We start from the raw sequence: 14080 nt of genomic DNA, 5'->3' as shown, positions 1-14080 counted from the left end.
CTCGCATGGACACGGCCCCGCCAGGACCGGCGGGGCCGTTCTCGTACTCTTGAGCACGTGCAGGAACTCCACGACGCCCCCCTCGCCCCGCTGACCACCTTCCGTCTCGGTGGCCCCGCGACCCGCCTGATCACCGCGACGACCGACGCCGAGGTGATCGCCGCCGTCCGCGAGGCCGACGACACCGGCACCCCGCTGCTGCTCATCGGCGGCGGCTCGAACCTGGTCATCGGCGACAAGGGCTTCGACGGGACCGCCCTGCGCATCGCCACCCAAGGCTTCGCACTCGACGGTACGCAGCTGGAGCTGGCGGCCGGCGAGATCTGGACGGACGCGGTCGCCCGCACCGTCGAGGCGGGCCTCGCGGGCATCGAGTGCCTCGCCGGCATCCCCGGCTCCGCGGGCGCGACGCCGATCCAGAACGTGGGGGCGTACGGCCAGGAAGTGTCGTCCACGATCACCGAAGTGGTCGCGTACGACCGAAAGACGCGCGAGACGGTCGTCATTCCGAACGCCGAGTGTGACTTCTCGTACCGCCACAGCCGCTTCAAGGCCGACCCCGAGCGCTTCGTGGTCCTGCGGGTCCGCTTCGAACTGGAGGACGCGCAGGGGATGAGCGCCCCCCTGAAGTACCCCGAGACGGCCCGCGCGCTCGGCGTCGAGGCGGGCGAGCGCGTCCCCGCGGCGGCCGCCCGCGAGACGGTCCTGAAGCTCCGCGCGGGCAAGGGCATGGTGCTCGACCCCGAGGACCACGACAGCTGGTCGGCCGGATCCTTCTTCACCAACCCGATCCTCACCGACGAGGAGTTCGGGGCCTTCCACGCGCGCGTGGCCGACCGACTCGGGCCGGACACCGCCCCGCCCGCCTTCCCCACGGGCGACGGCCACGTGAAGACCTCCGCCGCCTGGCTCATCGACAAGGCCGGCTTCACCAAGGGCTACGGACAGGGCCGGGCCCGCATCTCCACCAAGCACACCCTCGCCCTCACCAACCGCGGCGGCGCGACCACCGAGGAACTGCTGGCCCTCGCCCGCGAGGTCGTCGCCGGGGTGCGGGACGCCTTCGGGATCACGCTGGTCAACGAACCGGTGACGGTCGGCGTCAGCCTGTAGGGGCGGTCAGCCAGGCGTCGACCCCGGACAGCAGCTTCTCCCGTATGTCGACGGGGGCGGCCGAGCCGCGGATCGACTGGCGCGCCAGCTCGGCCAGTTCGGCGTCGTCGAAGCCGTGGTACTTGCGCGCGATGTCGTACTGGGCGGCCAGACGCGACCCGAAGAGCAGCGGGTCGTCGGCGCCGAGCGCCATCGGGACCCCGGCGTCGAACAGGGTCCGCAGCGGCACGTCCTCCGGCTTCTCGTAGACCCCGAGGGCGACGTTGGACGCCGGGCACACCTCGCACGTGACACCCCGGTCCGCGAGCCGCTTCAGGAGCCGCGGGTCCTCGGCGGCCCGCACCCCGTGCCCGATCCGCACCGCCTCCAGGTCGTCCAGGCAGTCCCGCACCGAAGCGGGCCCCGTCAGCTCGCCGCCGTGCGGCGCCGCGAGCAGCCCGCCGTCCCGCGCGATGGCGAACGCCCGGTCGAAGTCCCGCGCCATGCCGCGCCGCTCGTCGTTCGAGAGCCCGAAGCCGACGACGCCCCGGTCCGCGTAGCGCACCGCGAGCCGGGCCAGCGTGCGCGCGTCCAGCGGGTGCTTCATGCGGTTCGCGGCGACGAGGACGCGCATTCCGAGGCCGGTCTCCCGCGAGGCGCTCTCGACGGCGTCCAGGATGACCTCCAGGGCCGGGATGAGCCCCCCGAGCCGCGGCGCGTACGACGTCGGGTCCACCTGGATCTCCAGCCATCCCGAACCGTCCCGCAGATCCTCCTCCGCGGCCTCCCGCACCAGCCGCTGGATGTCCTCGGGCTCCCGCAGGCACGAGCGCGCCGCGTCGTAGAGCCGCTGGAAGCGGAACCAGCCCCGCTCATCGGTGGCGCGCAGCTTCGGCGGTTCGGCGCCGGTCAGCGCGTCCGGGAGCCGTACCCCGTACTTGTCGGCGAGTTCGAGCAGGGTGGCCGGCCGCATCGACCCCGTGAAGTGCAGGTGCAGATGGGCCTTCGGCAGCTCTCTTACGTGTCGTACGCGCTCCATTCCAGGATCTTGCCGTACGCACCTGGTGTCCCGGTAGCGCCTTTCCACCTTCGTGGGCTTCCCCGAACGCAGAAACGGGCCGCCTCTCCGGGGAGAGACGGCCCGCACGCGCGCGTGGCGCGTCCGACCTCAGTCGCGGGCCTCGGCGAGCAGCTTCTGGAGCCGCGACACGCCCTCGACGAGATCCTCGTCCCCGAGCGCGTACGACAGGCGCAGATAACCCGGCGTCCCGAAGGCCTCGCCCGGGACGACCGCGACCTCGGCCTCCTCCAGGATCAGCGCGGCCAGCTCGACGGAGTCCTGCGGGCGCTTGCCGCGGATCTCCTTGCCGATCAGGCCCTTCACCGAGGGGTAGGCGTAGAAGGCGCCCTCGGGCTCGGGGCAGATGACGCCCTGGATGTCGTTGAGCATCCGCACGATGGTCTTGCGGCGCCGGTCGAAGGCCTCCCGCATCCTCTCCACGGCGACCAGGTCACCGGAGACGGCCGCGAGCGCGGCGGCCTGCGCGACATTGGAGACGTTGGACGTGGCGTGCGACTGGAGGTTCGTCGCGGCCTTCACGACGTCCTTCGGGCCGATGATCCAGCCGACCCGCCAGCCGGTCATCGCGTACGTCTTCGCGACGCCGTTGACCACGATGCACTTGTCGCGCAGCTCGGGAAGGATCGCGGGGAGCGAGGTGAACTTCGCGTCTCCGTAGACGAGGTGTTCGTAGATCTCGTCGGTCATGACCCACAGGCCGTGCTCGACGGCCCAGCGGCCGATCGCCTCGGCGTCGGGCTCGCTGTAGACGGCACCCGTCGGGTTCGACGGCGACACGAAGAGCACCACCTTCGTGCGCTCCGTGCGGGCCGCCTCCAGCTGCTCCACGGAGACGCGGTAGCCGGTGGTCTCGTCGGCGACGACCGGGACCGGGACACCGCCGGCGAGACGGATCGACTCCGGATACGTCGTCCAGTAGGGGGCCGGGACGATGACCTCGTCACCCGGGTCGAGGATCGCGGCGAAGGCTTCGTAGATGGCCTGCTTGCCGCCGTTGGTCACCAGGATCTGCGAGGCGTCCACCTCGTACCCGGAGTCGCGCAGTGTCTTCGTGGCGATCGCGGCCTTCAGCTCGGGAAGGCCGCCGGCCGGTGTGTAGCGGTGGAACTTCGGGTTCTTGCAGGCCTCGACGGCCGCCTCGACGATGTAGTCCGGAGTGGGGAAGTCGGGCTCGCCCGCGCCGAAGCCGATCACCGGACGCCCGGCGGCCTTGAGGGCCTTGGCCTTGGCGTCGACGGCGAGGGTCGCGGACTCGGAGATCGCGCCGATGCGCGCGGACACCCGGCGCTCGGTCGGAGAAGTTTCAGCGCTCATGGCCCCATCGTTCCAGACCTGAAACGCCCCCGGCGCGCGGGTTTCCAAGACCATCGGGACCCATTCTGTTCGACGGGGGGCCGTGGAGCACGTACACTCACTGCTCGTTGGCCCTCACCGGCCGCACCCTCTCGACGCACTCCGTGCATGTGGGCGGATGCGGTAGGTTGGGGGAAATCAAAGGGTCGTAGCTCAATTGGTAGAGCACTGGTCTCCAAAACCAGCGGTTGGGGGTTCAAGTCCCTCCGGCCCTGCTACACACTCCTTCGCCAGGATGTGTGCGCATGTACGTACTGCAATGCACCGCCGTGCGGCTCAACCGGGCGCGGCACGGCCACGACCCGGAATCAGGTGAGGACGAGTGACGGACGCCGTGGGCTCCATCGACATGCCTGATGCCCAGGACGAGGCGCCGGAGTCCAAGAAGGCCCGCAAGGGCGGCAAGCGCGGCAAGAAGGGCCCTCTCGGCCGTCTCGCGCTCTTCTACCGCCAGATCGTCGCGGAACTCCGCAAGGTCGTCTGGCCGACTCGCAGCCAGCTCACGACCTACACCTCAGTGGTGATTGTCTTCGTCGTCATCATGATCGGCCTTGTGACCGTGATTGACTATGGCTTCAGCCACGCTGTCAAGTACATCTTCGGCTGAGCCGAGAGCGAAGGGCGCCCTATCCGGCGCCCCTATTCGCGTGTTCCACCCCTTGTATCCAGGAAGAAGCAGCCACCGTGTCTGACCCGAACCTGAACGACGCCGTCGCGCCTCGCGGAGAGGACGCGGAGTCCGTGGAGGACCAGCTCGACATCGTCGAGGCGGCGGACGCCGAGGAGCCGGATCAGGCCGAGGCTGCCGACGCCGCCGCGGGCGAGCCCGCCGAAGAGGCCGCCATCCACCTGGAGGGCGACGCCGAGGCTGTCGCCGAGTCCGAGGAGGACGAGGCCGCCCTCGCCGAGGACGCCGACGAAGCCGCCGCGGACGACACCGCAGAGGCCACTGAGGACGACGCCGCCGAGGACGAGGCCGCCGAGGACGAGGTGTCCGAGCCGGTCGACCCGATCGTCGCCCTGCGCGAAGAGCTGCGCACCCTCCCCGGCGAGTGGTACGTCATCCACACCTACGCCGGTTACGAGAACCGCGTGAAGACCAACCTCGAGCAGCGCGCCGTCTCGCTCAACGTCGAGGACTTCATCTTCCAGGCCGAGGTGCCGCAGGAAGAGGTCGCCCAGATCAAGAACGGCGAGCGCAAGACGATCCGTCAGAACAAGCTCCCCGGCTACGTGCTGGTGCGCATGGACCTGACGAACGAGTCCTGGGGCGTCGTCCGCAACACCCCCGGCGTCACCGGCTTCGTGGGCAACGCCTACGACCCGTACCCGCTGACCCTGGACGAGATCGTCAAGATGCTCGCCCCCGAGGCCGAGGAGAAGGCCGCCCGCGAGGCCGCCGAGGCCGAGGGCAAGCCCGCTCCCGCCCGCAAGGTCGAGGTCCAGGTCCTGGACTTCGAGGTCGGCGACTCGGTCACCGTCACCGACGGCCCGTTCGCGACGCTCCAGGCGACGATCAACGAGATCAACGCCGACTCGAAGAAGGTCAAGGGCCTCGTCGAGATCTTCGGCCGCGAGACCCCGGTCGAGCTGAGCTTCGACCAGATCCAGAAGAACTAGCCGGGCCGAGCCCCCAGGGCTCCTCGGCTTCCTCTGGAACACACGCCTCCGAACAGGTCAGACGGGCTGCCAAAGCCGGTCTGACCTGCTCGGTTTTTAGCCGCGCGACTATACCCGTTATCGTTGTGCGGTATGCCTCCATCCGGATGACCGGATGGCCGGCTGAAAACTCTCACTAGGACCCGGAGAGAGCAATGCCTCCCAAGAAGAAGAAGGTCACGGGGCTGATCAAGCTCCAGATCCAGGCTGGTGCCGCCAACCCGGCCCCGCCGGTCGGCCCCGCGCTGGGCCAGCACGGCGTCAACATCATGGAGTTCTGCAAGGCCTACAACGCCGCGACCGAGTCGCAGCGTGGCTGGGTGATCCCGGTGGAGATCACGGTCTACGAGGACCGTTCCTTCACCTTCATCACCAAGACGCCGCCGGCCGCCAAGATGATCCTGAAGGCCGCTGGTGTCGAGAAGGGCTCCGGCGAGCCCCACAAGACCAAGGTCGCCAAGGTCACCGAGGCGCAGATCCGCGAGATCGCGCAGACCAAGATGGAAGACCTCAACGCCAACGACCTGGACGCCGCGTCGAAGATCATCGCTGGCACCGCCCGTTCCATGGGCATCACGGTCGAGGGCTGAGACTCCTCCCCCGTCTGACCTTTCTCCAGTGGTAGGGCCAAGCGCTGGCCCGCACCACGACTCCATACCTGAACACACCAGGAGCAGAAGTGAAGCGCAGCAAGACTCTCCGCGCTGCGGACGCCAAGATCGACCGGGAGAAGCTGTACGCCCCGCTCGAGGCCGTCCGTCTCGCCAAGGAGACCTCCGCGACCAAGTTCGACGGCACCGTCGAGGTCGCCATGCGTCTGGGCGTCGACCCGCGCAAGGCCGACCAGATGGTCCGTGGCACCGTGAACCTCCCGCACGGCACCGGCAAGACCGCCCGGGTCCTGGTCTTCGCGACCGGTGACCGTGCTGCGGCCGCGGAAGCCGCTGGCGCCGACATCGTCGGCTCCGACGAGCTGATCGACGAGGTCGCGAAGGGCCGCCTGGACTTCGACGCCGTCGTCGCCACCCCGGACCTCATGGGCAAGGTCGGCCGCCTCGGCCGCGTGCTCGGTCCGCGTGGTCTGATGCCGAACCCGAAGACCGGCACCGTGACCCCCGATGTCGTGAAGGCTGTCAACGACATCAAGGGCGGCAAGATCGAGTTCCGCGTCGACAAGCACTCGAACCTGCACTTCATCATCGGCAAGGTCTCCTTCGACGAGACCAAGCTGGTGGAGAACTACGCCGCGGCCCTGGAGGAGATCCTCCGTCTGAAGCCGTCGGCCGCCAAGGGCCGCTACATCAAGAAGGCCGCCATCACCACCACGATGGGCCCCGGCATCCCGCTGGACTCGAACCGCACCCGCAACCTCCTCGTCGAGGAGGACCCGGCCGCCGTCTGAAACTGACGGCAGCCGCGTCGCGCACGCGTTCTGTGGACGGGCCCCGCAACCTTTCGAGGTGCGGGGCCCGTCCTGTTTATGTGCGAGTTTGTGTACGAGTCATTCGGATACGTCTGTCACAGGCCCGCGCCGGTGTGCGCGGGCGTCACTAAGCCAAGGGGTGGGACGAGATGAACAGCACGACCATGCGGCGTACGGGCCTTTCGATCGCGGTGGCGGCCGCGCTGACGGGCCTGGCGGCCTGCGGCTCGGGCGACTCGGGCGACTCCTCCGACAAGGCCGGGGGCGGGGCGGGGGACAAGGGCGGCATCAAGCTCAGCCCGGTCGCCGCACTGCGCAGCGTCGAGACCAGCACGGACAAGGCGGACACCGCCCGGGTCGAGGTTCAGACCGTCATGGGGTCGCAGATATCGACCGACATGAAGGGCGTCATGGGCTGGTCGGACGGCCTCACCGGCAACGTCCAGGCGACCATCACGGGCGGCACCCAGGCCGAGCAGATGCGGCAGCTCGGCCAGACGAAGATCGAGTACCGCTACCTGAAGAACGGCTTCTACGCGAACATGGGCGACAAGTTCGCGGCCCAGGCGGGTGGCGGCAAGCACTGGATCGCGTACGACTACGCGGAGCTGGAGAAGCTGTCCGGCGCCGCCGGTGCGGCCCTGAAGGACCAGGCGCAGAAGACCACCCCGAACCAGTCGGTGAAGATGCTGCTGGCCTCGGGCGACGTGAAGCGCGTGGGCAAGGAGACCGTCCGGGGGACCGAGGCGACCCACTACCGCGGGACCGTCGACGTCGCCGACTTCACGGGTAAGAACTCCGACCTGGACGAGCAGCAGATGAAGGAACTGAAGCAGCAGTTCCAGCAGGCCGGGCTGACCACCGAGACGATCGACATCTGGGTGAACAGCGACGACCTGCTCGTCAAGAAGGTCGAGAAGGCGGACATGAAGACCGGTTCCTTCTCCCAGACCGCCCACTACAGCGACTACGGCACGCCGCTCTCCGTCCAGAAGCCCCCGGCCTCGGACACGGTGAGCTTCCAGGACGTCATGAACAAGCAGCCCGCCGCCTGATGACGAGGAACGTGTGGCCCTGACCGGCGGATAACCCGGAGGAAAGCGCCCCTTTCCTTCGGGTAATCTCAGCCCACCGCATAAAGTTGATCAAATGTTTTGATGTTCCTAGGGGTGGGGTCATGAGTATTTCCGTACGTACGGGACGCAAGAGAACCGCGGGCGCCGCGCTGGCCGCCGTGCTGCTCGCCGGTGGTGGCGCGGTCAGCTGCGGGTCGGAGAAGTCCGACAAGGCGGGGGAGGACATGGCCCCGGCGGCGGCCGTGAAGAAGGCCGCGGAGAAGACCGAGGAGCTGACCTCGTTCACCTTCCGGATGAAGGGCACCGTCCCGGGGGACGGGCGGGTGAAGGCCGACGCGGCGATGAGCACCAAGCCGCTCGCCATGAGCATGAAGATGTCCGCGCCCGACCAGGGCCCGGAGAAGATGGAGCTGCGCTTCGTCGACGGCGCGGTCTACCTCGGCGGCGGCAAGGAAGCCGCCAAGGAGATGGACGGCAAGAGCTGGATCAAGTTCGACGCCGCGGCCATGGGCAAGGCCGGCGGCAAGCCCGCCGCCACCTCGGCGGCCGGGCAGGCCGAGAACAACCCGGCCGACCAGTCCACGCTCCTGACCAACTCCAAGGACCTGAAGAAGGTCGGCGGCGAGTCGGTCGACGGCGTCAAGACCACCCGCTACACCGGCACGGTCACGCTGGACCGGATCCGCGAGCTGAACAAGGACAAGGACGCGGCCACCCGCAAGCGTCACGAGAAGAGCATCAAGCAGTACGAGGAAATGGGCGTCGAGAAGCTCACGATGGACCTGTGGGTCGACGGCGAGGACCACACCAAGCAGTTCCGCGCCCGCGGAAAGGGCGACAAGGGCCCCCTCGACATGACCATCACCTTCGTCGACTACAACAAGCCGGTGAACGTCGAGGCTCCGCCGAAGAAGCTGGTCATGGACCTCGCCAAGGAGATGAAGGGCCTCGGGGGCTGACCCGATTTGCCTGACGCAAACCCCTTCGCGTAGTCTTCCCCAGAAGCCAAAGACCGCTGGTCGTTGCTGTGTTCTCGTATGAGGGTGCAGTGGCCGAAGGATCCGCTGAAACTGCGGACGACCCGCGTAGGTGACTGTGGATGTGCTCCCGGACGGGTTCTGTTCGGTCGAGCTCACGCCCCGTGCGCCTGCGCCGGGGCGTCTCGTTTTTCCCAGCCCCTTCTGAGCGGTCCTCATCACCCGGAAGGAGGCCGACGCTCATGCCGACGCCCGACAAGGCTGCCGCGGTAGCCGAGCTCACGGACAAGTTCCGCAGCTCGAACGCCGCCGTGCTGACCGAGTACCGGGGTCTCACCGTGGCCCAGCTCAAGCAGCTGCGCCGTTCCCTCGGTGCGAACTCCGAGTACGCCGTGGTGAAGAACACGCTGACCAAGATCGCGGCCAACGAGGCCGGGATCAACACGCTGGACGACCTGTTCACGGGTCCGACGGCGGTCGCCTTCGTCACCGGTGACCCGGTGGAGTCGGCGAAGGGTCTTCGTGACTTCGCCAAGGAGAACCCCAACCTCGTCATCAAGGGCGGTGTCCTTGATGGCAAGGCGCTGTCCGCCGATGAGATCAAGAAGCTCGCGGACCTCGAGTCCCGCGAGGTTCTGCTCGCCAAGCTGGCGGGCGCCATGAAGGGCAAGCAGTCGCAGGCTGCCGCGCTCTTCCAGGCGCTTCCCTCGAAGTTCGTCCGCACCGCGGAGGCGCTTCGTGCCAAGAAGGCCGAGCAGGGCGGTGCCGAGTAATTCGGCTCGCACATTGACCGCCGCCTGAGGCGACGGTCACAGCGGGCCCAACGTACGCCCGCCTCCATATACACCCGGCACCTGCCGAATTAGTGGAAGGACGCCATCATGGCGAAGCTGTCCCAGGACGACCTGCTCGCGCAGTTCGAAGAGATGACCCTCATCGAGCTCTCCGAGTTCGTGAAGGCCTTCGAGGAGAAGTTCGACGTCACCGCCGCCGCCCCGGTCGCCGTTGCCGCCGGTGGCGCCGCTGCCGCCCCGGCCGAGGCCGAGGCCGAGCAGGACGAGTTCGACGTCATCCTCACGGGCGCCGGCGAGAAGAAGATCCAGGTCATCAAGGTCGTGCGTGAGCTGACCTCGCTGGGTCTGAAGGAGGCCAAGGACCTCGTCGACGGCACCCCGAAGCCGGTCCTCGAGAAGGTCGCCAAGGACGCCGCGGAGAAGGCCGCCGAGGCCCTCAAGGGCGCCGGCGCCTCCGTCGAGGTCAAGTGACCTCACGAGTCGTCTGACTCTCTTCACCGCACGTACGGCGGAAACGCTGTAACGCGCGGGACGCCAAGGGCGATCACCCATGTGGGTGGTCGCCTTTCGGCGTTCCCGGGCACGCGCGTGAGGGCGCCTTGCGATGTCGGTCCCGGCGAGTATGGTGATCTTCGTTGTGCCTCGGGACGGCCCGTGACGGTGACGCTCTCCGGGCCAAGTCGGGGCATGGGGGGCCTTGACGAACCGCACGCAGCGCGCAATTCTCAGGACGCGTCGTCACAACGATCCGCATCCGAGGCATGGATCGGCGGCGAAGAGGGCAGTATCGATGTGCATCGAGGGCGTGGCTTGCAGCAGGGGTTGAGAAAAACGAGGGTCTTCAAAAACCCGCACTGGACATCAGTGGGCCGAGTGGCTACACTGACCCTTTGCGCTGCCTGTTAGCTGCCTCCTGCCCGTCACCAGGGGCATGCCCATGCTTGAGCACTGTGGACCGAATCTTCCCTGACCTGGGATGTCTGTCTCCTTGTCCAGCCTGGGACCGGTACGCGCGTAGTGAGTCCGAGCCCTCGGAAGGACCCCCTCTTGGCCGCCTCGCGCACTGCCTCGACCGCGAATACGAACAACGGCGCCAGCACCGCCCCGCTGCGCATTTCCTTTGCAAAGATCAAGGAGCCCCTCGAGGTTCCGAACCTTCTTGCGCTGCAGACCGAGAGCTTTGACTGGCTGCTCGGCAACGACGCGTGGAAGGCTCGTGTCGAGGCGGCTCTTGAAAGCGGACAGGACGTCCCCACCAAGTCCGGTCTGGAGGAGATCTTCGAGGAGATCTCCCCGATCGAGGACTTCTCCGGGTCGATGTCCCTGACGTTCCGCGACCACCGATTCGAGCCTCCCAAGAACTCGATCGACGAGTGCAAGGAGCGCGACTTCACGTTCGCCGCCCCGCTCTTCGTCACCGCCGAGTTCACCAACAACGAGACCGGCGAGATCAAGTCCCAGACGGTCTTCATGGGCGACTTCCCGCTCATGACCAACAAGGGCACCTTCGTCATCAACGGCACCGAGCGTGTCGTCGTGTCGCAGCTGGTCCGTTCGCCGGGTGTCTACTTCGATTCCTCGATCGACAAGACGTCCGACAAGGACATCTTCTCCGCCAAGATCATCCCGTCCCGGGGTGCCTGGCTGGAGATGGAGATCGACAAGCGCGACATGGTCGGTGTACGCATCGACCGCAAGCGCAAGCAGTCGGTCACCGTTCTGCTCAAGGCTCTCGGTTGGACGACCGAGCAGATCCTCGAGGAGTTCGGCGAGTACGAGTCCATGCGCGCCACCCTGGAGAAGGACCACACCCAGGGCCAGGACGACGCGCTGCTCGACATCTACCGCAAGCTCCGTCCGGGCGAGCCGCCGACCCGTGAGGCCGCTCAGACGCTGCTTGAGAACCTCTACTTCAACCCCAAGCGCTACGACCTCGCGAAGGTCGGCCGCTACAAGGTCAACAAGAAGCTGGGTGCGGACGCTCCGCTCGACGCGGGCATCCTCACGGTCGAGGACATCATCGCCTCGATCAAGTACCTGGTGAAGCTGCACGCCGGTGAGACCGAGACCGTTGGCGACAGCGGTACGTCGATCGTCGTCGAGACCGACGACATCGACCACTTCGGCAACCGCCGTCTGCGCAACGTCGGCGAGCTGATCCAGAACCAGGTCCGCACGGGTCTGGCTCGTATGGAGCGCGTCGTCCGCGAGCGCATGACGACCCAGGACGTCGAGGCGATCACGCCGCAGACCCTGATCAACATTCGCCCGGTCGTGGCGTCGATCAAGGAATTCTTCGGCACCTCGCAGCTGTCGCAGTTCATGGACCAGAACAACCCGCTGTCGGGTCTCACCCACAAGCGCCGTCTGTCGGCGCTTGGTCCGGGTGGTCTCTCCCGTGAGCGGGCCGGCTTCGAGGTCCGTGACGTGCACCCGTCTCACTACGGCCGCATGTGCCCGATTGAGACTCCTGAAGGCCCGAACATCGGTCTGATCGGTTCGCTCGCCTCCTACGGCCGCGTCAACGCGTTCGGCTTCGTCGAGACGCCGTACCGCAAGGTCGTCGAGGGCCAGGTCACCGACGACGTCGACTACCTGACGGCCGACGAGGAGGACCGCTTCGTCATCGCGCAGGCCAACGCGCCGCTGACGGACGACCTCCACTTCGCCGAGGCCCGCGTCCTGATCCGCCGCCGTGGCGGAGAGATCGACTACGTGCCCGGCACGGACGTCGACTACATGGACGTCTCGCCGCGCCAGATGGTGTCGGTCGCGACCGCCATGATCCCGTTCCTCGAGCACGACGACGCCAACCGTGCCCTCATGGGCGCGAACATGATGCGTCAGGCCGTGCCGCTGATCACCGCCGAGGCCCCCCTCGTCGGCACCGGCATGGAGTACCGCTGCGCGGTCGACGCCGGTGACGTGATCAAGGCCGAGAAGGCGGGTGTGGTCCAGGAGGTCTCCGCGGACTACGTCACCGTCACCAACGACGACGGCACGTACACCACGTACCGCATCGCCAAGTTCTCCCGGTCGAACCAGGGCACCTCCGTCAACCAGAAGGTTGTCGTCGACGAGGGCGCCCGCGTGATCGAGGGCCAGGTCCTGGCCGACGGTCCCGCGACCGAAGAGGGCGAGATGGCCCTCGGCAAGAACCTGCTCGTCGCGTTCATGCCCTGGGAAGGTCACAACTACGAGGACGCGATCATCCTGTCGCAGCGCCTCGTGCAGGACGACGTCCTCTCCTCGATCCACATCGAGGAGCACGAGGTCGACGCCCGTGACACCAAGCTCGGCCCGGAGGAGATCACCCGGGACATCCCGAACGTCTCCGAGGAGGTCCTCGCCGACCTCGACGAGCGCGGCATCATCCGTATCGGTGCCGAGGTCGTCGCCGGCGACATCCTCGTCGGCAAGGTCACGCCCAAGGGTGAGACCGAGCTGACGCCCGAGGAGCGCCTGCTCCGCGCGATCTTCGGTGAGAAGGCGCGCGAGGTGCGCGACACCTCGCTGAAGGTGCCGCACGGTGAGATCGGCAAGGTCATCGGCGTCCGCGTCTTCGACCGTGAAGAGGGCGACGAGCTGCCGCCGGGCGTGAACCAGCTGGTTCGGGTCTACGTGGCGCAGAAGCGCAAGATCACGGACGGCGACAAGCTCGCCGGCCGCCACGGCAACAAGGGTGTTATCTCGAAGATCCTTCCGATCGAGGACATGCCGTTCCTCGAGGACGGAACTCCGGTCGACATCATCCTCAACCCGCTGGGTGTGCCGTCCCGAATGAACCCGGGACAGGTCCTGGAGATCCACCTCGGCTGGCTCGCCAGCCGCGGCTGGGACGTCTCCGGTCTCGCGGACGAGTGGGCGCAGCGCCTCCAGGCCATCGGCGCCGACAAGGTCGACCCCGGTACGAACGTCGCCACCCCCGTCTTCGACGGTGCGCGTGAGGACGAGCTGGCCGGTCTGCTCCAGCACACCATCCCGAACCGCGACGGCGAGCGCATGGTGCTCCCGACCGGCAAGGCGCGCCTGTTCGACGGCCGCTCCGGCGAGCCGTTCCCGGACCCGATCTCGGTCGGGTACATGTACATCCTCAAGCTGCACCACCTGGTCGACGACAAGCTGCACGCCCGTTCGACCGGTCCGTACTCGATGATCACCCAGCAGCCGCTGGGTGGTAAGGCACAGTTCGGTGGTCAGCGCTTCGGTGAGATGGAGGTGTGGGCGCTTGAGGCTTATGGCGCCGCGTACGCCCTCCAGGAGCTGCTGACGATCAAGTCCGACGACGTGACCGGCCGCGTGAAGGTCTACGAGGCCATCGTCAAGGGCGAGAACATCCCCGAGCCCGGCATTCCCGAGTCCTTCAAGGTGCTCATCAAGGAAATGCAGTCGCTCTGCCTCAACGTGGAGGTGCTGTCCTCGGACGGCATGTCCATCGAGATGCGCGACACCGACGAGGACGTCTTCCGCGCGGCGGAGGAGCTCGGCATCGACCTGTCCCGGCGCGAGCCGAGCAGCGTCGAAGAGGTCTGACGGGTCTGGTCGGGGCCTCCTCGTGAGGCCCCGGCCCTGCCCCGGACCCGTACAGACCATGATTGAGACTCGACCCCGAAAGAGGGATTGAC

12 protein-coding genes and 1 tRNA gene are annotated in these 14080 nt (G+C 67.5%); 11 read left to right on the top strand and 2 right to left on the bottom strand.

From position 1 onward, the window contains the following. The first annotated feature begins 57 nt into the window (after positions 1-57). Positions 58-1113 carry a UDP-N-acetylmuramate dehydrogenase gene (locus IG54_RS0114435; RefSeq protein ID WP_030782627.1) on the top strand — a complete coding sequence of 352 codons (1056 nt, stop codon included), beginning with the start codon at positions 58-60 and terminating at the stop codon, positions 1111-1113. Here the strand turns inward: IG54_RS0114435 and IG54_RS0114430 are convergent. Continuing rightward, positions 1103-2131 (bottom strand): adenosine deaminase, encoded by a 1029-nt coding sequence (locus tag IG54_RS0114430; protein WP_030782624.1) that lies wholly within the window; start codon positions 2129-2131, stop codon positions 1103-1105. The genes IG54_RS0114435 and IG54_RS0114430 overlap by 11 nt on opposite strands. Before the next feature lie 129 nt (positions 2132-2260). Continuing rightward, a complete protein-coding gene (locus IG54_RS0114425; protein ID WP_030782621.1) occupies positions 2261-3487 on the bottom strand; it encodes a pyridoxal phosphate-dependent aminotransferase in 1227 nt (408 codons plus the stop codon). 181 nt (positions 3488-3668) lie between these two features. Between IG54_RS0114425 and IG54_RS0114420 the strand changes: the two genes are divergently transcribed. From IG54_RS0114420 to rpoB, 10 genes are all read left to right on the top strand, one after another. Then, positions 3669-3741: transfer RNA gene (locus IG54_RS0114420), tRNA-Trp, on the top strand. A gap of 107 nt (positions 3742-3848) precedes the next feature. Further along, the gene (gene secE, locus IG54_RS0114410) at positions 3849-4133 is read left to right on the top strand and encodes a preprotein translocase subunit SecE (RefSeq protein ID WP_030782618.1); all 285 of its coding nucleotides are present in this window, start codon (positions 3849-3851) and stop codon (positions 4131-4133) included. A 77-nt stretch (positions 4134-4210) separates the two neighbouring features. After that, positions 4211-5146, top strand: a complete 936-nt coding sequence (nusG, locus tag IG54_RS0114405; protein WP_030782615.1) for a transcription termination/antitermination protein NusG — start codon at positions 4211-4213, stop codon at positions 5144-5146. Positions 5147-5340: 194 nt separating this feature from the next. Continuing rightward, the gene (gene rplK / locus IG54_RS0114400) at positions 5341-5775 is read left to right on the top strand and encodes a 50S ribosomal protein L11 (RefSeq protein ID WP_030782612.1); all 435 of its coding nucleotides are present in this window, start codon (positions 5341-5343) and stop codon (positions 5773-5775) included. A gap of 89 nt (positions 5776-5864) precedes the next feature. After that, positions 5865-6587, top strand: a complete 723-nt coding sequence (gene rplA / locus IG54_RS0114395) for a 50S ribosomal protein L1 (protein ID WP_030782609.1) — start codon at positions 5865-5867, stop codon at positions 6585-6587. Positions 6588-6757: 170 nt separating this feature from the next. Beyond that, the gene (locus tag IG54_RS0114390; protein ID WP_030782605.1) at positions 6758-7663 is read left to right on the top strand and encodes a hypothetical protein; all 906 of its coding nucleotides are present in this window, start codon (positions 6758-6760) and stop codon (positions 7661-7663) included. Between the two features lie 122 nt (positions 7664-7785). Next, the gene (locus IG54_RS0114385) at positions 7786-8643 is read left to right on the top strand and encodes an LppX_LprAFG lipoprotein (RefSeq protein WP_030782602.1); all 858 of its coding nucleotides are present in this window, start codon (positions 7786-7788) and stop codon (positions 8641-8643) included. 260 nt (positions 8644-8903) lie between these two features. Next, positions 8904-9434: a 50S ribosomal protein L10 gene (gene rplJ / locus IG54_RS0114380; protein ID WP_030782600.1), complete on the top strand. Its 531-nt coding sequence runs from the start codon at positions 8904-8906 to the stop codon at positions 9432-9434. 108 nt (positions 9435-9542) lie between these two features. Continuing rightward, on the top strand, positions 9543-9926 hold the full coding sequence (rplL, locus tag IG54_RS0114375) for a 50S ribosomal protein L7/L12 (protein WP_030782597.1): 384 nt from the start codon (positions 9543-9545) through the stop codon (positions 9924-9926). Between the two features lie 576 nt (positions 9927-10502). Beyond that, positions 10503-13988: a DNA-directed RNA polymerase subunit beta gene (gene rpoB / locus IG54_RS0114370; RefSeq protein WP_030782595.1), complete on the top strand. Its 3486-nt coding sequence runs from the start codon at positions 10503-10505 to the stop codon at positions 13986-13988. Positions 13989-14080: the final 92 nt, after the last annotated feature.

Origin of the sequence: Streptomyces sp. NRRL S-920, assembly GCF_000717945.1 — a bacterium.
GTDB lineage: Bacteria > Actinomycetota > Actinomycetes > Streptomycetales > Streptomycetaceae > Streptomyces > Streptomyces alboniger.
The sequence above is the reverse complement of the archived record's forward strand: the minus strand, read 5'-3'. Positions and strand labels throughout refer to the sequence as shown.